Source organism: Nostoc sp. (assembly GCF_036917355.1).
Lineage (GTDB): Bacteria > Cyanobacteriota > Cyanobacteriia > Cyanobacteriales > Nostocaceae > Nostoc.
This window is the reverse complement of sequence record NZ_JBALDP010000111.1, coordinates 181,065-200,804: the sequence shown is the minus strand read 5'-3', so window position 1 is coordinate 200,804 and position 19,740 is coordinate 181,065. Positions and strand designations below refer to the sequence as shown.

Annotated in this window: 17 protein-coding genes; 9 read left to right on the top strand and 8 right to left on the bottom strand. The window is 41.1% G+C overall.

The annotated features are described in order from the left end of the window. Window positions 1–45 precede the first annotated feature (45 nt). Together V7K53_RS33725 and V7K53_RS33720 are read right to left on the bottom strand one after the other, a co-directional pair. The gene (locus V7K53_RS33725) at window positions 46–1,677 is read right to left on the bottom strand and encodes a peroxidase family protein (RefSeq protein ID WP_335201780.1); all 1,632 of its coding nucleotides are present in this window, start codon (window positions 1,675–1,677) and stop codon (window positions 46–48) included. An 80-nt stretch (window positions 1,678–1,757) separates the two neighbouring features. After that, window positions 1,758–2,765: a DUF2235 domain-containing protein gene (locus V7K53_RS33720; RefSeq protein ID WP_335201779.1), complete on the bottom strand. Its 1,008-nt coding sequence runs from the start codon at window positions 2,763–2,765 to the stop codon at window positions 1,758–1,760. A gap of 332 nt (window positions 2,766–3,097) precedes the next feature. Here V7K53_RS33720 and mtnA point away from each other — a divergent pair, with 332 nt between their 5' ends. Both mtnA and V7K53_RS33710 read left to right on the top strand, forming a co-directional pair. Beyond that, entirely contained in the window at window positions 3,098–4,177 is a 1,080-nt protein-coding gene (gene mtnA / locus V7K53_RS33715; RefSeq protein ID WP_335201778.1) for an S-methyl-5-thioribose-1-phosphate isomerase, read from the top strand. Between the two features lie 844 nt (window positions 4,178–5,021). Further along, a complete protein-coding gene (locus tag V7K53_RS33710; RefSeq protein ID WP_335201777.1) occupies window positions 5,022–5,978 on the top strand; it encodes a hypothetical protein in 957 nt (318 codons plus the stop codon). Window positions 5,979–6,132: 154 nt separating this feature from the next. Here the strand turns inward: V7K53_RS33710 and V7K53_RS33705 are convergent, their stop codons facing one another. Continuing rightward, window positions 6,133–7,554, bottom strand: coding sequence for an NADP-dependent isocitrate dehydrogenase (locus V7K53_RS33705; RefSeq protein WP_163939025.1), 1,422 nt, complete (start codon window positions 7,552–7,554; stop codon window positions 6,133–6,135). Between the two features lie 276 nt (window positions 7,555–7,830). Here V7K53_RS33705 and V7K53_RS33700 point away from each other — a divergent pair, with 276 nt between their 5' ends. The 4 genes from V7K53_RS33700 to V7K53_RS33685 all read left to right on the top strand — a co-directional run bounded on the left by V7K53_RS33700 (window position 7,831) and on the right by V7K53_RS33685 (window position 11,582). Next, window positions 7,831–8,550 carry a GUN4 domain-containing protein gene (locus V7K53_RS33700; protein WP_335201776.1) on the top strand — a complete coding sequence of 240 codons (720 nt, stop codon included), beginning with the start codon at window positions 7,831–7,833 and terminating at the stop codon, window positions 8,548–8,550. 107 nt (window positions 8,551–8,657) lie between these two features. Then, entirely contained in the window at window positions 8,658–9,779 is a 1,122-nt protein-coding gene (locus V7K53_RS33695; RefSeq protein ID WP_335201775.1) for an ABC transporter ATP-binding protein, read from the top strand. A 111-nt stretch (window positions 9,780–9,890) separates the two neighbouring features. Continuing rightward, window positions 9,891–10,670, top strand: a complete 780-nt coding sequence (locus V7K53_RS33690) for a superoxide dismutase (protein WP_335201774.1) — start codon at window positions 9,891–9,893, stop codon at window positions 10,668–10,670. A 375-nt stretch (window positions 10,671–11,045) separates the two neighbouring features. Beyond that, window positions 11,046–11,582, top strand: a complete 537-nt coding sequence (locus V7K53_RS33685; protein ID WP_335189112.1) for a hypothetical protein — start codon at window positions 11,046–11,048, stop codon at window positions 11,580–11,582. A 104-nt stretch (window positions 11,583–11,686) separates the two neighbouring features. Here V7K53_RS33685 and rsmG read toward each other — a convergent pair whose 3' ends face one another. Beyond that, window positions 11,687–12,421, bottom strand: coding sequence for a 16S rRNA (guanine(527)-N(7))-methyltransferase RsmG (gene rsmG / locus V7K53_RS33680; protein WP_335201773.1), 735 nt, complete (start codon window positions 12,419–12,421; stop codon window positions 11,687–11,689). A gap of 98 nt (window positions 12,422–12,519) precedes the next feature. Beyond that, entirely contained in the window at window positions 12,520–13,194 is a 675-nt protein-coding gene (locus V7K53_RS33675) for an ABC transporter ATP-binding protein (RefSeq protein WP_094353410.1), read from the bottom strand. Between the two features lie 305 nt (window positions 13,195–13,499). Between V7K53_RS33675 and V7K53_RS33670 the strand changes: the two genes are divergently transcribed. From V7K53_RS33670 to V7K53_RS33660, 3 genes are all read left to right on the top strand, one after another. Further along, complete coding sequence (locus V7K53_RS33670) at window positions 13,500–14,429, top strand: Sll0314/Alr1548 family TPR repeat-containing protein (protein WP_335201772.1); 930 nt, start codon at window positions 13,500–13,502, stop codon at window positions 14,427–14,429. A gap of 192 nt (window positions 14,430–14,621) precedes the next feature. Next, a complete protein-coding gene (locus V7K53_RS33665) occupies window positions 14,622–15,074 on the top strand; it encodes a DUF3531 family protein (protein WP_069070833.1) in 453 nt (150 codons plus the stop codon). Window positions 15,075–15,082: 8 nt separating this feature from the next. After that, window positions 15,083–15,514, top strand: coding sequence for an NUDIX hydrolase (locus V7K53_RS33660; RefSeq protein ID WP_335201771.1), 432 nt, complete (start codon window positions 15,083–15,085; stop codon window positions 15,512–15,514). 1 nt (window position 15,515) lies between these two features. On the opposite strand, the gene V7K53_RS33655 is transcribed toward V7K53_RS33660, so the two are convergent. The 3 genes from V7K53_RS33655 to mfd all read right to left on the bottom strand — a co-directional run bounded on the left by V7K53_RS33655 (window position 15,516) and on the right by mfd (window position 19,525). Beyond that, entirely contained in the window at window positions 15,516–15,617 is a 102-nt protein-coding gene (locus V7K53_RS33655) for a toxin-antitoxin system HicB family antitoxin (protein WP_335201770.1), read from the bottom strand. An 80-nt stretch (window positions 15,618–15,697) separates the two neighbouring features. After that, window positions 15,698–15,922: a DUF433 domain-containing protein gene (locus tag V7K53_RS33650; protein WP_335201769.1), complete on the bottom strand. Its 225-nt coding sequence runs from the start codon at window positions 15,920–15,922 to the stop codon at window positions 15,698–15,700. 39 nt (window positions 15,923–15,961) lie between these two features. Then, window positions 15,962–19,525: a transcription-repair coupling factor gene (gene mfd, locus V7K53_RS33645; protein ID WP_335201767.1), complete on the bottom strand. Its 3,564-nt coding sequence runs from the start codon at window positions 19,523–19,525 to the stop codon at window positions 15,962–15,964. Between the last annotated feature and the right edge of the window lie 215 nt (window positions 19,526–19,740).

Here is a 19,740-nt window from a genome sequence, read left to right as displayed (position 1 = left end):
CTTGCTTAATAGTAGGGGTAAAGCGATCGCATTAAAAACCGATGTTTATTGAAGGTCAAAAGTAACTTTGTACTTTCTGCCTGATGGAGGAACGTTGCGATTAACTAAATCTGAGACTGTGTTGGTATTTTGAATTATTTCCCAACCCACAGGAGAAAAAGTCTGTTTATTGAAGATATTGGGTGATAGTAAAGGATTAGTTAGCGCTTGAGAAAAGGCATCAATCCCAATTAAGCGTGCTACTAAAGAAGGAATAGTTGAATTTTTCCGCCCATCCTCGGCGTAAAGTCCCACAAAGAATTCAATATTATCAACATGACCATATAATTCTTTGAGTTTCTCTTGAACAAATTCATTACCGCTAATTTGCTCAAATCTCGTCACTCTGGGGAAACCACACAATTGGCGATAATCGTTGTAGCTTGCTAATTGCAACTGTCGCCCCAGTCGGATTGAGGGTAATTCAGTTAACTCAACCAATATATCAGGGGTGTTGAATAAACCGATTTTTGTACCAGCTTGGGAACAAGTTTCCTCCATCAATGCTCCCAAACCTCGATCGATGAACATCTTGTTGTTCCAGAGAGATGCAACAATATGGGTTGGTTTTCCGTTATATTTAAAAGTCTCTGGAATCGCACTATGCCAGCGATAAACAAAGTCAAACTCAATTGCCATGTAATTAGGACGATGCCAACTTTCCTTAGTAAAAGCTTCAGGATCGGCAAACAATTTAAAGTGATAAGGAGTTATGTGGTTAATGTACTCCTCCATAATGATTTTGAGAATAATCGCCATGAGAATATTTCTCGCGGTTTGGAAGAGGCGCTCATCATCCCAATCTGGATAATTGTTTGCTAATTGATCGCAAAGACGATTATGCTCCCGAAAACATAGAGTATTGAGCATGACATAGCCGATTTGCACATTTGCTCGTTCTACTCCCATCGCAAACAAATATTGTTTTTTTTCTACGGGCTGCCTTTTTTCATCATTGACAGGTTCATAAAGACCCTCAAATTGAGCGTCAACTTTACCCTGCGCTGGATCGGCATAATAAAACAAGGGATATTCTTCTTCTACACCATCTTGGCGCTTGAGTTTTTGAGATTTTAGTTTACCTCCTTTAAAGCTTCTTAAAAGGTGTGTTTGTTTTCTGGTTAAACCATAAACATTACATAAATCAATTTCATGGTTGGAAGTATTTTTTAATTTATTATAGCGATCGAGGCGGAGAAAACTATCAGTAAACCACTGCACCCAATAGGGAAACAGCATAGTTGATTTGGTAGAATAAATGGTTTTACCATCTCTTTTACGAAATAAGATAGCTAGGTCTTCAACTTTTGGTAAGTTACCCTCAGCGTTTAACTTGGGATCGGGTGGTAGATGTCGTCCGGTATAAGTGCGATCGTTGAGTGATTCCCAGGAAGTATAAGCATCAGTTTTCTTAGGAATTTTAGTATCAGGAATATACTCATCTAGAGTCATCATACTGTAGGCATTAGGACGAGTCGGAATTTTGTAGATGAGACTATTGAGTAGAGTTTTGTTAACTTTACGCTTTAGAGATTCGTTACTTTGTAGAAGTTTCCAAATCGGTTTAAAGTTTGTTAAAACTAATGTTTGAATTTTGTTACCTAAGCCATCTTTAGATGTATCTCTTTTTCCAGTCATAATTTTTTACCTTATTTTTGGCAATTCTGTATTCAATGCACCCGGAATTTATCTGCTGCGATTACCCAAATTAATTCAACTTATTTCAGTTTGGAAATAATCTTTTCTAGATTTTTTGGTCGATAGTCCTTGCGACTTTTCAAACGGTAGATCGCACTTTCATGAAGGTCTTCAATGACATCGCTGACCTCACGAAACTTAATTCCTGCTAATTTAAAGAATCCAGCATCGTTCTTAAAGTCACATTCATAATTAGGGTTGATGCCTGTCGGAATCACATTTGGATCTAAGTCAAGCCCTAATCCTAGTTCACCGATGGAATCAATCATCCACTGTAAGGCAGCATCTGATAGCCCACTATGTTCTTCGGTTCCACCGCCAACGCAACCGTGTACGCCTGGAAACCACTTTTGAATTACCCGCTGGTTTTCAGCCTCAGGATGCTTTTTCATGGGAGTGACATCAAAGATTTCACGGATTTCGTCAATCGCTATCGCGTGCAATGCATTTTGAACACATTTATTTAAAGTAGTGTCATGGAATCTGTAGCGCGTATTAAGCTGGTTGCGTAACCTACTAAAGGCTGGTATCCCAGGAATACCAAGGGCACCAACGGTGTCAAAACAACCGAGTAAGGTTATAGGGACGCGATCGCCATAAGTTTGACGATATTCTACTGCTGTCTTATCCTTGGGTTTAATATTTCGGTTACGGTAAAGCTCGTAGGCTTCATGTGCTTTAGTAACATGGGGGCGGTCTAGAAGACCGGAGCAATAGATCATGCCCGCTAAACTTCTAACTGTGTAAGCACCGCGACTGAAGCCGAACAAATAGATTTCGTCACCAGAAACATAATTGAGACTAAGAAATCGATAGCAATCTTCTATATTTCTATCGATTCCTAGTCCGGTAGCTCCGCCTAAAACCTTTTGACCCTCGGTTCCAATGCCCTCGTCATAAAAGACGATTTGTGTAACCCCGTCACTGGCAATCGATTTCACAGACTGAGCTAGCTTTACCACATTGCTTGGATAACGACTAGTTAACTGTTGCCAAGTTCCATCACAGCAAATCACAAGACGTTTCATCGTTTTATTTCAAAGGCTTTGAATAATTACTTAAACTTTTATCAAGGTGTGAATTCGCTATTTAGTTAGGACAAAAAGCGTTTTATATATTAACTCAGAAATGCTCATGTTTTATAAATCCTTTAGCGAAATATCCTCCCACTTTTATAATGAGAATGCAAGGACAATTAAGACAGTTAAGCAGTAAATTAAATAAATAAATATTAAGTAATCATTCGCGCAGCAAAATTATCAATAGCTAAAAATAATTAATTGAATTTTGTTTTTTAAAATGAAATCATCTAAGTGCATTAAAGTAAAAAATATTGATCCTTTACTAACGACCTTTTTCTATGACACCTTCCACAAACCAGGTTTATCCCGTTATTTGGCACAATGACTCAGTGTCACTAATCGATCAAACTCGCTTACCCAACGAATATACATTTGTGGAAATTCACCGCAGTGAAGATATGGCACGGGCGATTAAAACTATGATTGTGCGAGGTGCGCCTGCAATTGGTGTGGCTGCGGCTTATGGAATGTATCTTGGCGCAAGGGAAACTGAAACAAGCGATCGCACCGAATTTTTGCAACACTTAGATAAAGTAGCCCAGTTGTTGCGTTCTACTCGTCCGACGGCGGTAAATTTATTTTGGGCAATTAGCCGGATGCTGAAAGCCGCCTACGAAACGCTGGGAACGGTAGAAGAGATTAAGCAAACCCTTTTCCAAACAGCCCAAACAATCAACGCTGAAGATTTACAAACCTGTCAAGCAATCGGCGACAATGGTTTAGCAGTGTTGCCCACTACCCCAGGAAAGCTAAGGTTGCTTACCCACTGCAACGCTGGGGCATTAGCTACTGCTGGATATGGCACTGCTTTAGGTGTGGTGCGTTCTGCTTGGAGGGAAGGACGTTTAGAACGTTTATTTGCCGACGAAACCCGTCCCCGCTTGCAAGGTGCAAAACTCACCACTTGGGAATGTGTGCAAGAAGGTATTCCAGTTACATTAATTACTGATAATATGGCAGCCCATTGTATGAAACAGGGTTTGATTCATGCTGTAGTTGTGGGTGCTGACCGCATTGCTGCTAATGGTGACACTGCTAATAAAATTGGTACATATAGTGTGGCGATCGCAGCTAAAGCACATAATATCCCCTTCTTTGTCGCTGCACCCCTTTCCACCGTTGATTTTGAATTAGCTGATGGCAGCCAAATTCCCATTGAAGAACGCGAACCAACAGAAATATATCAAGTTGGCGATACTATTCTCACACCTGCGGGTGTAGATTTTTACAACCCAGCTTTTGATGTCACCCCAGCCGAGTTAATTACAGCCATCATTACAGAGAATGGAGCGATCGCACCTAATAAATTAGCGAAATCACAGTTAAAGCAATTACCGATTGGCTTAAATCCGAATTAATGGAGAACTTGCGCCGAGTTCTCAATAACTCTAAATCCGAATAACGGAAACTTTATAAGGATTGCCCCAAAAAAATCTCCGGCTTTTTAGAAAAGCCGGGGACTTTGTTTTTTGACTAGTTTTAAATCTCACGCAATACGGTTCGGTTAAGGCAAGAGACGCGATAAATCGCCGTCTTTACAAGAATCAGTCCTTTGTAGAGACGGCGATTTATCGCGTCTTTGCGATCTAGGGTGTGTCATCAAAAAACCTTAACCGAACCGTATTGAAATCTGACGGATCAAAATTTATCAGTAATTTTTCAATAATTTTATCTAAACTTCATATTTGGACTAAATTCAATAAGCAAAATCCGCAATTACTTTCTCAAAATAAGCTTTGACTTTCTCAAACCCCAGTTTGCTTTCTCATTTTGGTGTTTTCCGCAAGTAAAAGAAGCTTTTGCTTTCTCAAAATGCCATTTGACTTACTCATTTTGGTGTTTTCCGCAAGTAAAATAAGCTTTGACTTTCTCAAAATGCCATTTGACTTACTCATTTTGGTGTTTTCCGCAAGTAAAATAAGCTTTTGCTTTCTCAAAATGCCATTTGACTTACTCAAACCCCAGTTTGCTTTCTGATTTTAGTGTTTTTTGCAAGTAAAATGCCATTTATATACAGTTCGCTCTTGAGCATTTGTTCTAGTTTTTTTGATTTGATATCTTCAGTAATCCTCCACAGTACACGTCTGGATTTTGTTTGTATGGTAGAGGATACTTCAGAGATTTAGTGGAACTGGTCTAGCGCCAATGCTCGTAGTCCATAAAATGCTAATGCTCGATGTTCTTCATATCAAAAATTAGACAATGGTTGTACCCAAAGAGATTATTGAAGATATCTGTAAAAACACTTATGGAAGTAACTTAGAGACTACTTCGTGTTATGAAATTATCGAGAATCATATCCTACCCATTTATCAAGAAGGTGCTTGGAAAAGCAAAGTTAATCAACTTTTAGGATATATTTGCTACATTAAAGATAATTTATCAGAATACGAGAAAGAGTCTAATAAAAGGAATAATCCTGATTCTTTGTCTTCTCTAAAATTGTCCTTATTGATAAAAACAGATGACAATATATATTTACGACCAACAGATGTTTATATTCCTGCCATTTATGGGAATCCCAATGACTTGGAAACATTATTATCAGGAATACAGGATGTCTGGTTTGTATCATCAGAGTATATTCAAGATTTAATGCAAATTAAAGATCCTATTGAAAAAGCAGAAAAAATTAGAGAGTGGAGAGACTTTTTTATTAAACTCGGAGTTCATACTGTACCGAAAGTTGATGTAGAAGTCAGAACTACTTCTCATAAGTCTAATAAAAAGTATGTATATACTCATCAATATCCTATTTATAGCTCATCTCATATTTTGAAAATTTTTGAAATCAATGATATAGATAAAAATAAAAAACTAGCTAAGATTTTAGACTCCAATTGGAATTATTACAAGGAGTATAAACAATGGTATCATTACATTTTTCGAGGCACTGATGTTAGTTGGTGTGTTGATTGGCGGCGTGCTTCTTGGGCTGTAGAGGCTGACTGGTTTACCTATATTAAAACAGCAGCTTGGCTCCCTACTACGAAAGGCAAGTTAGCTAATCCTTCTGAAGTTTTATTAGCTAAACCAGAAACTCTATCAATACTAGGAGATAGCGTTTCGTACTTAAATATTAATCTCAATAATCTAGATTTCATTAAAGACTTGGGGATAAAAAATAATATAACTGACCCCAAGGATTATTCTGATTAGTAATAAAAATGATGTTACAACCTGCGGTTCTAATACTAAATTAGTTACAAAAATTAAAGTTTAACTCTGTCCCTCGCCGACTCGGAGAGGGACAGGTTTTGCGTAGTAAAACCAGGGAGAGGTCTTTTTATTCGACTAATTAACCCTAGTATACTTATCCAAAATGTTGAATAATTGCGTCGGCAAATTCAGAACATTTTAAGGGTTCAACTGGCGGTTCTAGCAACCTGGCTAAATCGTAGGTGACTTGACTATTGGCGATCGCATCGCTTAAACCTTTCTTAATTAGGTCTGCGGCTTCTTGCCAACCCATAAATTCCAGCATCATCACGCCAGACAAAATCACTGAACCAGGATTAATCCGATCCAATCCGGCGTGTTTGGGTGCAGTGCCGTGGGTAGCTTCAAATATGGCACTAGAATCACCAATATTTGCCCCTGGCCCCATTCCCAATCCCCCAACAATGGCGGCGGCGGCATCAGACAAGTAATCGCCGTTCAAGTTCATCGTCGCCAAAATCGAATACTCATCCGGTCTGGTTTGGATTTGTTGAAAAATACTGTCAGCAATCCGGTCATTCACCAAAACTTTCTCTTTCCATTTGCCATCACCGTGGGTTGCCCAAATTGTGTTAAGAACAGTTTCAACTTCCTTGACAACTTGCGCTTTCTTGTCTGGGGTAAGATTATCAAACCCAGGCTCAATCTGGCGGGCGTTTTCTTCTAAAGAAATATTGGGATTTTTTTCCTTGTTACTCAAAATCCAAGATTCTTGTTCAGTGACAGTTTCTTGGCGGAATTCGCTGGTTGCTAGTTCATAACCCCAGTCGCGAAAAGCGCCTTCGGTGTACTTCATGATGTTGCCCTTATGCACCAAAGTCACCTGTTGCTTGTTTTTGGGCAATAGCAAGGCGTGTTTGATGGCACGTCTGACTAGGCGTTGAGAACCAGTTTTGCTGATAGGTTTAATGCCAATACCAGAATCAAGAGGAATACGTTTTTTCCCGTGTTCTGGGGTAGCGGGGATTAGTTCTTCGTTGAGAATTTTTATTAAGCGATCGCCGATTTCGCTACCTTGTCGCCACTCAATGCCTAAATAAATATCTTCTGTATTTTCCCGATAAACAATTACATCAAGCTTTTCGGGATTTTTGTGGGGTGAGGGCGTACCTGCATAGTAACGGCAAGGACGCACGCAAGCATATAAGTCAAAAATTTGCCGTAATGCCACATTTAAAGAACGAATTCCTCCCCCAATGGGAGTAGTCAAAGGTCCTTTGATAGCTACACCATATTCTTCAATTGCTGTTAGAGTATCTTGAGGTAAATACTGATAAGTACCGTATAAATCACAGGCTTCGTCTCCAGCGTAAACCTTGAACCAGCTAATTTGACGCTGACCCTTATATGCTTTGGCTACCGCAGCATCGAGGACTTTTTGGGTAGCAGGCCAGATGTCTATACCTGTGCCGTCGCCACGAATAAAGGGGATAATTGGATTGTCCGGTACGATTGGTTCACCATTTTTGAAGGTGATTTTTGCTCCGGCTGCGGGGGGGGTAATCTTTTCGTACATCGTTCACACACTCCTAATCGATACGCTGCTATTCAAAAAATCTTTATGTGGCAGGCTTGTATATTTTGCTATGTCTTTTGTTCGCCAAGCCATAAGGCACAGATTTTCCCCCTATTCCCCTTGTACATTATTTGGGGATTAAGTGTGAGATTTCAGTGAAGCGATCGCAATTTTGTACGATCAAAAATAGTAAACTACTTTTCGCTATCAGTGCTTCACTTTAGGGAATGCCCGATAGCTTACCGCTCTTTCACTGACCGTTAACACAAGAATGGCATGACAGACCCAATGATTTTATCAGGCCCTGCAAATGACATCGACTCCCTCCGACAACCGTTAATCGCTGGGTCTGAAAAAGTCCAACAGCAGATAATCCCACAATTAGCTGAGTTGGGTAATGAGGGATTAGACGTGTTGATGGAATTTTTACTGAAACGGCGTGAGAACCCAGCGACTTGGATTGATGGCAAAGCTTACCAAGTCCTTTACAGTTCTGATGCACCTCAAGCCAAAGAATTTTTGCGCTCCTGTTTTCCTGAAGGAATTGTACCTCTAAAATCAGAGTGCGGGATTAACTATAATTCTTTGCAACAGTTATTGGCTGTTCAAGACTTCCAAGCAGCCGATCGCGTCACCATCGAAAAAATGTGCGAACTATCAGGGCCAACGGCTGTACAACGAAAATGGTTGTACTTTACTGAGGTAGAAAATACCTCGGCTGTTGACTTGCAAACCATTAACAACCTCTGGTTAGTCCACTCCGAAGGTAAATTTGGTTTTTCAGTGCAGCGAGAAATCTGGTTAAGTTTGGGTAAAAATTGGGAGAATTTCTGGCCAAAAATTGGCTGGAAAGCAGGTAATACCTGGACGCGATACCCTAACGAGTTTACCTGGGATTTGAGTGCGCCTAAAGGTCACTTACCCCTTTCTAATCAACTTCGGGGAGTACGAGTTTTTGCTTCTTTACTTTCTCACCCAGCTTGGACAAAGTTATGAGTTAGAAGTTATTAGTTATGAGTTGAAGAGGTTTTTAATTTAAAACTCAAAACTCAAAACTTAAAATTCCTAACTCCTAACTTCTAACTATTAACTTTAATCAGATAATGGCAAACGTTCGTCTAGAAGATATTAAGCGTAGATTTAATAATGTCACCGCGATCGAGGACATTACCTTTGAAATTCCTGATGGCGAGTTTTGGGTTTTAGTCGGGCCATCGGGTTGTGGAAAGTCTACAATTTTGCGAACGATCGCTGGTTTAGAAACCGCTACATCTGGCAAACTTTTTATTGGCGATCGCTTGGTGAATAATATCCCAGCCAGACAACGAGATGTGGCGATGGTGTTCCAAAACTACGCTCTCTATCCTCACATGAGTGTGGCGCAAAACATCGGCTTCGGCTTGGAAATGCGGAAGGTTGACCGAAAAATCATTCAAGAACGGGTGATGAATGTGGCGCGATCGCTTTCTCTAGATCACTTGTTAGATCGTAAGCCCAAACAACTTTCTGGGGGACAGCAACAACGGGTAGCATTAGGAAGAGCGATCGCTCGTGAACCCCAAGTGTTTTTACTTGATGAACCTTTATCCAATTTAGATGCCCAACTGCGCGATGATACCAGGGCAGAATTGAAACAGTTACATCAAGAATTAGGCATTACAACAATTTACGTCACCCACGATCAAGTTGAAGCCATGACTTTGGCTGATAAAATTGTCGTGCTAAATCGCGGACGGATTCAACAAATTGGCGATCCCCAAACTATTTATGCAAGTCCTGCTAATCAAATGGTGGCAAGTTTTTTAGGCAGTCCACCAATGAATATTTTGCCTGCAATCTATCAAAATAACGGTTTTGATGTGAGTGGACAGTTATTAGCAATTCCAGCAGTTGTGAAAGAAAAATTGCAGTTGCGTCAGGGACATAGTTATGATTTGGGGATTCGTCCAGAGCATATAAAAATAAACACTGATTCAGAAAGGGCTGAACGTTCCGCTACCGCTAACAGTACTCAAAACTCAGGATTATTATCAGTCGAAGTTAAAGTTGTAGAACCTTTGGGAAGAGAAACTTTGATTCGTGCTGGTTTACCCGGTTCGGCGGTAATGCTGAATATTCAGGTAGGCGGTGATGTGCGTCTTCGTCCAGGCGATCGCCTTTCTCTACATCTCAATTTAAATCAGTTGTTTGTATTTGATCCTAAAACTGGGGACAGAATCTTATAAAGAGTTTCTTAAACTGCCATAAATAATCGCCAATTTATAATTTTTTGTAGCCAGAATCTAAGAAAATAAAAACTGCAATAGAGACTTCATGGATTAGCTGCAAAAACTTATATGACTATTAATCGACGCCATTTCTTGTTTTTACTTACATCAGGTGCTGGTGCTTTTGCATTAGACGCTTGTGCATTGGCAGAGAAATCTCCTACTGGAAACACTGCAACTCCCAACACAGCAGCAAATACAACACCTAATATAACAGCAAATACAACAGGAGCTATCCAACTACCGCCTTTGCCTTATGCCTACGAAGCACTGGAACCACATATCGATGCCAAAACGATGCAATTTCACCACGATAAACACCACGCAACTTATGTGAAAAACCTGAATGCAGCCTTAGAAAAACATCCAGAACTCAAAGGTAAAACTGTTGAAGAACTGTTGCAAAAACTTGACAATGTGCCACAAGATATTCGCAGAACAGTACGCAATAATGGCGGTGGTCATGTAAACCACTCAATGTTCTGGCAAATTATGAAGCCGAAAGGTGGGGGAGAACCCACAGGAAATATCGCCTCTGCAATTAATCAAAATTTTGGCTCTTTTGCAGCTTTTAAAAAACAGTTTAACGAAGCTGGTGCTGGCCGTTTTGGTAGTGGTTGGGTTTGGCTAGTGCGTAACAAAGGTGGCAAGTTGGAAGTGACAACTACAGCTAACCAAGATACTCCCTTAAGTGCAGGTAAATATCCCATCCTGGGTAATGACGTATGGGAACATGCATATTATCTCAATTACCAGAATCGCCGCGCCGATTATTTAGATGCTTGGTGGAACGTGGTTAATTGGGATGAGATTAACAAGCGGTTTGCAGCAGCAAGTAAACTTGCCTGAAACCAGACAATAATTTAGAGTTATGGGCGCTTAAAAACTGGCAACAGAAACAATATTCTGCTGCCATTTTTTTAGATGTGATAAGGTAATCGCCATTCATTTTTTCAGAATGATTCGCTTGTATAGGACTATGATTTGATTTCTGACAAAACTCACCCTAAACTCAAAAGACTGATTCCATATTTCCTACTCCCTACCTATTACACTTCGCGCAGCAAGTAGATAATTTCAAAAATAAAATATTGATTCCTATAGTAAGCAAAGCCACTGCATTGCATATTTTTAATTAAAAATTAACTAAAATTTACCAAAAATATTTCTTGTTTATGTATATGTTTTAGGTAGAGTTCGATAAATTCTTTACTACTGTTTCTCATGAAAATTCGTAAAATTTTGCTTGGATTGACAATTGGTGTACTTTCTACAGTCAGCATTTTGGATATCTGGAACATTCAAAAAGTAAAGGCTGACTCTGTAATTGATACCAATTCTGAACTGTCAGTTTGTAGAAAATTTGTCGCTGGTACATACCTTACGACAATTAAAGATGCTAGTGGAAAGTTTGCTTCACGTGCGCTGATCACTCTTACTGAAGAAGGCAACTTGATTACTAGTGACTCAAACCAAGGTGGTGTTACGGGTCAGTTTGATCCTTTTACCACTTCTCAGGGTACTTGGGCGTGTAATGGAAAGAAGGCGATTACAGGTCGGGCACTCAACTTTAGTCTTTCAAACAAGGGCGGTAGCGGTATTGCAAGAAATGATTATAGAGCGACTTTTAATCCAAGAACTCAAACGGTAGAAGGGACAATTGAGCTTCGTTTGTTTGCTCTACAAGGAAATCCACTACAAGGTAATGGACAAAATGGAGGTTCATTCTTCTTTACAGGTCAGCTTGTCACTGCTAGATAGGATGAGATCATTAACTCAATAAAGATAAGGATAAAGGCGGCATTGTCGATGTCGCCTATTAGTGAAAATTGGTAAACAGTCTACACATATTTTCGCACTCCTCCTTACAAAGGTTTTTGAGAAGGTACACCTATAGGACGGGGAAAATTAGCTGGTGTGTTTGTTACCTTACGTACATAAAGGCAATGACGGATGCTATTACTTAGAGGAGTAGTAAATTCTTCAATTAATTCAATCACACCACCTAGCTGGTTAACAGCATTTTGCAAAGCTGTGGTTTCTTCCTCTGTCCAATTACCACGATAAATTATAGCTAAACCTCCCTGTTTGAGCAGTGGTAGAGTATATTCTGCACAGACAGAAACTGCCCCTACAGCACGGATCAATGCAATATCATAAGCTAGTCGATGCTGGGGGTGCTGACCGATTTCTTCAGCCCTACCAACAAGAGTTTTGGCATTGCTAAGGGCAAGTTCAGTTAATATATTGTCGAGAAAAGTAATTTTTTTCCGAGTGGAATCGAGAAGAGTAATTGGGCAATTAGTTACAGTAATTGCTACGGGAACACCCGGAAAACCCGCACCTGTACCAATATCGATGAGAGCAGGGGAAGCAGGCGAGAAATTTGCTGATAACAGAGGTGCAATTCCTCGCAGAGAATCCCAGAGATGTTTTTCCCAAAACTCTTGGGGATCAACAATTCGAGTTAAATTTAGTTGGCGATTACCTTCTAGGATTAACTCATAAAGCTTTTGAAATTGCGCCTGCTGTTGAAGAGTTGGTTGCCAATTGAGAGTTTTCTGCCAGATTTCTGCCATTTCAGGCAATAGGTTTGTCATTTGTCATTTGTCATTTGTCATTTGTCATTTGTCATTTGTCATGGGGCATTGAGCATAGTTATTCTCCTTCTCTCCCTTCTCCCCATGCTCCCCTGCTCTCACACCGTTGGTAGAGGTTCTTTAACTTTGGATTCTAGTGACTTTGGGTCTACTGATTCTAGTTCACCGTGGTTGAGTGTCCAGCAACGGTCTGCGATCGCTAACAGATCCCCAGCATCATGTGTCACAATTAACAATGTCCAGTCTTGTTTGAGTTTCGCTAATAAATTTACAAGTTGCCGACGCATTGACCAATCTAAACCAGCTGTGGGTTCATCCAATAACAGTAAATTTGGTTGGCGAATTAATTGGACTGCCAAAGCTAAACGTCGTTGCTGACCACCACTCAAAGCATGAGGCGCAGCGGAAAGCGATAAATGCTCTAATCCCACCTCACTTAGGGCCTGTCTAACTCGTTCTGACCCTAACTCAGGATGTCCTAAACGTAATTCTTCTAAAATTGAACCACCGCAAAAGTGCCGCTCTGGAAACTGAAATACTAACCCAGCTAATTGTTGTAGCTGTTCGGCTATCAGTTCTTGTTCCCGCCAGAAGAGAGCGCCAGTAGTGGGTTCGGCTAGTCCCGACAAAATTTCTAGTAAGGTACTTTTACCGGAACCACTCGGACCAATAATCAGACCTAGCTGCTGAGGTGCTAATTCTAAATTGATCGATTTGAGAATTGCTGTTGGGCACGCTGTGGGATGATAATTTACGTTTCGGAGATAAAGCATTTGTTAAGATTACCAAAAAGTCAGCAAATTAGTAATTAGTTACACTGAGAGTGTCTGCAAAATTCTAGAAAAAATTTACAGCGCATTACCTGGATTAACACCTTAATTTAGCAGCAAGAATTATCCACTTTTTCTCCATTGTGGCAGACTAGCCTGAAATAATGGCTAGAGCAAGCCTGGAAACATGGAAAGATTACCAATATATAAAAAATTTTGGTTGAAGCAAAGGCAAGTTGAAATTAACCATTTTTGCATTCTAAGTAACACATACAACTATTTCAACCGCAATTATTCTGAGGGTTAAAATGACTAAAAGGTTTTCTTTGCCTCAATTAGTAGTGTCTGCTCAACTCACTACCTTTGCTCAGACTGCTTTTGCAGCTGTGTTCGCACTTAGTATCTGGGTAAATCCCTCCCTGGCTGGCGATCCGTTTCGCGATCGCGAACCTCATCAAATTGGCGACCAAACAGAAGCAGCTTTTAAAGCAATTTTTCAACAGGGCAACTATCCAGCAGCACAGCGTTATCTGGAACAAGCAATATCTAAAGAACCAAATGAACCTCTAGCTTATGCTATGAAGGCATCTTTGGCATACGGAAATAAGGATTGGGCTAAACTTGACACATACAGTCAGAAAACTCTAGAAACAGGACAAAAACTGATTCCTAGCGATCCATTGCGTGGTAATTTATACACTGCTGTTGGTCATTTTTTAGAAGGTGCAGTAGTTATTACCCGTGAAGGTACAGTCAACGGTGTACCCCAAGCCTTAGGTCGGCTGCGACAAGTTTATGAATATTTAGACAAAGCCGAAGCAATTTCCGCCAACGATCCAGAACTGAATTTAATCAAGGGTTATATGGATTTATTATTGGCGGTTAATTTGCCTTTTGCTAGCCCAGATCAGGCAATTGGACGCTTAGAAAAAAATGCTGCTCCTGGGTATCTGGTGGATCGGGGTATTGCTCTTGCTTACCGGGATTTAAAACGGTATCCACAGGCACTAGAATATGTCAACCGAGCGATTAAAACCACATCAGATAATCCAGAAATTTATTATCTCAAAGCCCAAATCCTTAAACAATTGGGGCAAAAAGAAAAAAACCCGCAAATAATCCAGGAAGCGATCGCTAATTTTGATAAAGCATTGACTAAAAAATCTCAACTCCCAGGCGATTTAGTCAAACAAATTGAGCGCGAACGCAGAAGTGCTGTTAGCTTGAAGAATCCTTAACACCCATTCCCCACTCCCGTTCGGCTACGCTACCTCGGCTCCGGTTCCATCGAGCGACTTGCACTGAGTTTCGACTACGCTCAACTACCGCGGCGTCGAAGTGAGTCGAGATGCTCGGCACAAGTCACGGCAAGCCCACTCCCTACTTTGATATGCTTATTTGCAGAAGAGTACTTGAGATATTAGACCAAAATGGAGATTCAGTTCCGCGAAATTAATCCTTTTGATATGTGGATTTGGCTGAAATTCAGCACAAATCCTTCTGCGCGTGAAAAGCAGTATGTAGAAGAAGTTTTCAATTCCTGGTTTTATTTAGGTAAATTGGGTGCATTTAATGCAGAAAATCTCCAGGTGCAGGACACTGGACTCGATATCAGCTACATGAATTATGATGAACAAGGCTATGACAAAAGCTTGCTAGCACTGATGCACAACATCGGTGAGTTTGAATATGAGGGACAGTGGGGACGTTGTTGGTTTGACTTAGGAACCAGTGATGCGATCGCATTGGATATTTTAATCAACGCTCTCACACAGCTAAGTCAGGAATATGTGACCATTGAAGAATTGTATATCGGTGGCGAAAATCCAGATTGGCCTATTGAGGATAGTGAAAGTCGTCCTCAGTCTATTTACGATAATTAGTTATAAAAATGAGTAAAGCAGGTGAAATTAGGGTAATAGCATTGGGGCTAATTCGGAATGGCGATCGCATATTTCTTTCTGAAGGTTACGACCCCGTAAAACAAGAAACATTTTATCGTGCTTTAGGCGGTGGTGTTGATTTTGGTGAAACCAGCCACGCCGCCTTAAAACGGGAATTTCAAGAGGAAATTCAGGCAGAGTTAACGAATATTAAATATTTAGGTTGTATAGAGAACCTATTTACATTTAATGGTAGGCAAGGTCATGAAATCATTCAGCTTTATCAATGTGACTTTGCTGATTCAAAATTTTATCAACTGGAAAGTTTAGTTTTTTCCGAATCACCACATCATAAACATAGAGCGTTATGGATAGATATCTCTCGCTTGAAATCTGGGGAATTCAGATTAGTACCTGAAGTCTTTTTTGAATATTTATAAATTATCTGGAAATCGCACTCAACAAAGACACAATATACTGATTGAGACCAACGCCTTCCCGCTCAGAAGTCTCAGCTAAACGTCGATGTAAAGATTTTGGCATCTATAGTAAGTCAGTAAGTTCATTGGCAGGTAAATTTTTTAGTTTAGCGATAGGTGATAGATTTGCGTCTACCCAGATCATCATGCTACTAACACTGGATGATTAAGCTTACGCGATGCGTATAGAAATGCCGATCTTGAGATCATCGACCTCAAGATGGGCATTTCTTCCAAGATTTGTTCAGCACTAAGTCCAGATGCAAACAAGTCCAGTACATCTGACACCCGAATTCTCATATACCGAATACATGGGCGACCACCACATTGTTTGGGATTAACTGTAATTCTTCTAAGTAAGTCTGACATAGGTTTGTTTTCACTTGATAACTAATCTTTTTCTACCACTCAAACAATAGCCGCTTCTGGAATCGCACCTTGCATTCTCCCGAAAGCATCAATCAAATTCTGCAATTGTTGATCTGCTTTAAAAACTCCTAATCCGCGCACCGTCACTTTCCCCGGAGAATAGACAAACCGCGTCTTGAGATTGTCTGGTAAATTTGCCGCCAACAAATTCCAAGCGGGTTCTTCCATCGGCGTTTCTAAAACGACGTGCTGCTTATTTTCTGGTTTAATACGGCTAAATCCGAGTTTTTTCGCTAACTGTTTGAGTTCCATAACTCGCAAAAGTTGATTTGCAGAGACTGGTAAAGTACCATAGCGATCGCTCCACTCGGCTGCAATCTGCTTTAATTCTGATTTAGATTTAGCTGTCGCCACCGCCCGATAAGCGCTCATCTTTTGATCCAAATCGGTGATATAATCTGCTGGGATAAACGCCGTCAGATTAAGGTCAATCTGGGTATCCTCCACTTTCGGAATTTCTTGTCCTCGGATTTCCCGAATTGCTTCTTCTAGCATTTCCATGTATAAATCGAAACCGATGGCATCCATTTGACCGGATTGTTCTGCACCTAGCAAGTTACCCACGCCTCTGATTTCCATGTCGCGCATCGCTAGTTGATATCCAGAACCTAACTGAGTAAATTCCTGAATCGCTCGTAATCGTTGCCGTGCCGCATCAGATAATGCCCGTTGCTTCGGATAAAATAACCAAGCATGAGCTTGTATCCCTGCACGTCCCACACGACCGCGTAACTGGTAAAGCTGTGCCAATCCAAAGCGATGAGCATCTTCAATCAAAATTGTGTTGACTCGCGGAATATCTAAGCCAGATTCAATAATTGTCGTACAAACAAGGATGTCTGCGTCGCCATTACTGAAAGTGAGCATGGTTGATTCTAACTCGCTTTCATCCATTTGACCGTGAGCGATCGCAAACCTAGCTCCCGGTAAAACTTCTCGTAAATTGGCTGTTGTCTCTTCAATTCCGTCTACTCGTGGAACTACATAGAAAACCTGTCCACCTCTGTCTAATTCTTGACGAATTGCAGTGCGGATACTTTCGGAATTTATTGGTGATAGATGGGTTTTAATTGGGCGTCTGGTTGGGGGTGGCGTGGTAATCAAACTCATTTCCCGAATTCCCGACAAGGACATATACAAGGTACGAGGAATTGGAGTGGCGGAGAGGGTAAGCACATCAACCTGAGTTTTCAAGCTTTTAATTTTCTCTTTCTGGTTTACCCCAAATCGCTGTTCTTCATCCACCACCAACAATCCTAAATCCTTGAATGATACACCTTTACCTAAAAGTTGGTGTGTACCAACTACTACATCTAACTCACCCGTTGCTAATCGTTTTTGAATCTCGCGGCGTTCTTCAGCAGACCGAAAACGGTTGAGCAAACCGACATTTACCGGGTACGGTGCAAAACGTTCTTTGAGTGTATGGTAATGTTGCTGTGTTAAAATAGTCGTTGGCGCAAGGAGTGCCACTTGTTTACCGGCGGTGACTGCTTTAAAAACAGCACGAATCGCCACTTCCGTCTTTCCAAAACCGACATCGCCACAAACTAAGCGATCCATTGGGCGATCGCTCTCCATGTCGCGTTTTACATCTTGTACAGCTTTGAGTTGATCCGTTGTGGGTTGGTAGGGGAAAGAATCTTCCAATTCCTCCTGCCAAGGCATATCACCCGGAAAGCTAAAACCTTGTTGTTGCGATCGCGCTGCATACAGTTTCAACAAGTCCACCGCCAATTTTTTAATTGCTTTGCGGACTTTATTCTTGGTATTTTCCCAAGCTTTACCAGTCATCCTATTGAGTTCTGGTGCTTTATCTCCTGCGGCGCGGAACCGCGATAAAGCACCTACTTGATCGGCTGCAACTCTGAGTAACCCATCAGCATACTGCACTACCAAATAATCACGGGTTTCGTTATTAATCGTCAAACTTTCCAGCTTGACAAATTTACCAACACCATGATTTCTATGAACTACATAATCACCTGGACGTAGCTTATTAGGATCGACTTGTTTAGAAGTAGCTTTGTGGCGCTTGCGGATATAGCCGGGAGTCGCCAAGGAATGCTGCCCAAAAAATTCCCGATCTGTGACAATTACTAATCGGTACGTAGGCAGGATAAAACCTTCTAGTTCCGCAAGCCCAGAATATTTTAGAGCTATGGGAATATGGTTGATTTGCAGCTTATCTATTGCTTGGTAGTCGCGAGGATTGGGGATAAACTGAGCCGGACAATCATGTTCTTGCAACAGTGAGACAGAACGGGAAGGTTGAGCAGAAAGCAGCCAGATCGAGAAATTACGATCGCGTTCTTGGCGGATGGTTTCAGCTAGTTTAGCAAACTGGTGTGGCGTGGCTGGAACAGGACGGCTGGCAAGATTAATCCCACTATTTTCCTCTGATAGTTCCGATAAATATAATGTTTTAAATTTGGCAACATCAGCCAAACACTCATCAAACGAACGGTGAATTTTCGGCAATGTTAGGGGAGTAGATTCTTCCCCATGCCCCATGTCCACTGCCCTATGCCCAATTCCCCATTGTTCTTGAGCATTTTCTACCCAGCGATCGCTATGAGCATGACACTGTTCTGGCTCATCAATGGCAATCAAGGTATTTTCTGCTAAGTAGTTTAGCAGAGATGCTGGTTGCTCGAATGCTAACCCCAAAAAGCGACGGCTACCCTCAATCAGTGATGAGTGCTGAGTGCTGGGTGCTGAGTTAAATTCTGACTCAGCACTCAGCACTCGGAACTGGGCACTATTTTTCAGTGCAGCCATCACGATGGGAGTAAAGCTAGTGGGGGTAAGAATTAACTGGTCAACTTTGTCGAGGGCAGAACGTTGGGTTGCTGGGTCAAATTCTCGCATTTGCTCGATTTCATCACCAAACCATTCCAACCTGACTGGAAATTCAGAAGAAACCGGGAACACATCAACAATATCGCCCCGGCGACTCCATTGCCCTTCCATTTCCACCAAAGGAACTCTTTCGTACCCCAAAATAGTTATTTTCTCACTGAAGCTATTCAGGTCTAATTCCATCCCTTTTTTCAGGGTAAGACAGAATTGCCCAAAAGCTTCTGGCGGAGGTAAATGAGGTTGCAACGCCCCTTGAGTAGCCACAATCGCCATCTTGGGTAATTGAGAATTAGGATTTGGGATCTGGTTTTCTTCCCCATGCCCTATGCCCCATGCCCCATGCCCTATTCCCAAATCTGCCAATACCTGCATTTGCCCCCAACTCATTTCAGTTTCCGGGTCAAAAGGTTCGTAGGGAGAAGCCTCGGAGGTAGGGTAAAAATGTACTGTTTGCCATCCCATTGCCTCCAGTTGTGCGTAAACGCGTCCAGCTTCTTCCAGAGTGGCGCAAACCACAAACAAATCCTTGCCCTGAGACTGCGCTAATGCCGAAGCTACTAGAGTCTTGGGCAGCCTGGGAACGCCATTTAACCGCAATTCTTGTTGTCGATTCAGCTTAGAAATAAATTCAGTGGTGAGCGGCGATCGGCCTAAGGCACGCACAATAGAAGAAAATGACATAAGTACTACTAGCGATGGGAGTCTTTGTGGGTCAGCAAATCTTGAGGCAGTTTATGTCAACTATTTTAAAAGTGTTAACAGCTTTCTTATTCCTTCAGTGGAAGAATAATCCACAGTGACTAATAAACTTAAGAACTATAACTACTACTTTGTATATAGTCAAAGTATTTATCGAAGCACCTTTAATACTAGATACTAGGGATTGAGCTACGTTC

Coding starts and splice junctions, on each gene's coding strand:
- V7K53_RS33725 (WP_335201780.1), bottom strand. CDS start 1,677: ATGACTGGAAAAAGAGATACATCTAAAGATGGCTTAGGTAACAAAATT.
- V7K53_RS33720 (WP_335201779.1), bottom strand. CDS start 2,765: ATGAAACGTCTTGTGATTTGCTGTGATGGAACTTGGCAACAGTTAACT.
- mtnA (WP_335201778.1), top strand. CDS start 3,098: ATGACACCTTCCACAAACCAGGTTTATCCCGTTATTTGGCACAATGAC.
- V7K53_RS33710 (WP_335201777.1), top strand. CDS start 5,022: ATGGTTGTACCCAAAGAGATTATTGAAGATATCTGTAAAAACACTTAT.
- V7K53_RS33705 (WP_163939025.1), bottom strand. CDS start 7,554: ATGTACGAAAAGATTACCCCCCCCGCAGCCGGAGCAAAAATCACCTTC.
- V7K53_RS33700 (WP_335201776.1), top strand. CDS start 7,831: ATGACAGACCCAATGATTTTATCAGGCCCTGCAAATGACATCGACTCC.
- V7K53_RS33695 (WP_335201775.1), top strand. CDS start 8,658: ATGGCAAACGTTCGTCTAGAAGATATTAAGCGTAGATTTAATAATGTC.
- V7K53_RS33690 (WP_335201774.1), top strand. CDS start 9,891: ATGACTATTAATCGACGCCATTTCTTGTTTTTACTTACATCAGGTGCT.
- V7K53_RS33685 (WP_335189112.1), top strand. CDS start 11,046: ATGAAAATTCGTAAAATTTTGCTTGGATTGACAATTGGTGTACTTTCT.
- rsmG (WP_335201773.1), bottom strand. CDS start 12,421: ATGACAAACCTATTGCCTGAAATGGCAGAAATCTGGCAGAAAACTCTC.
- V7K53_RS33675 (WP_094353410.1), bottom strand. CDS start 13,194: ATGCTTTATCTCCGAAACGTAAATTATCATCCCACAGCGTGCCCAACA.
- V7K53_RS33670 (WP_335201772.1), top strand. CDS start 13,500: ATGACTAAAAGGTTTTCTTTGCCTCAATTAGTAGTGTCTGCTCAACTC.
- V7K53_RS33665 (WP_069070833.1), top strand. CDS start 14,622: ATGGAGATTCAGTTCCGCGAAATTAATCCTTTTGATATGTGGATTTGG.
- V7K53_RS33660 (WP_335201771.1), top strand. CDS start 15,083: ATGAGTAAAGCAGGTGAAATTAGGGTAATAGCATTGGGGCTAATTCGG.
- V7K53_RS33655 (WP_335201770.1), bottom strand. CDS start 15,617: ATGCCAAAATCTTTACATCGACGTTTAGCTGAGACTTCTGAGCGGGAA.
- V7K53_RS33650 (WP_335201769.1), bottom strand. CDS start 15,922: ATGTCAGACTTACTTAGAAGAATTACAGTTAATCCCAAACAATGTGGT.
- mfd (WP_335201767.1), bottom strand. CDS start 19,525: ATGTCATTTTCTTCTATTGTGCGTGCCTTAGGCCGATCGCCGCTCACC.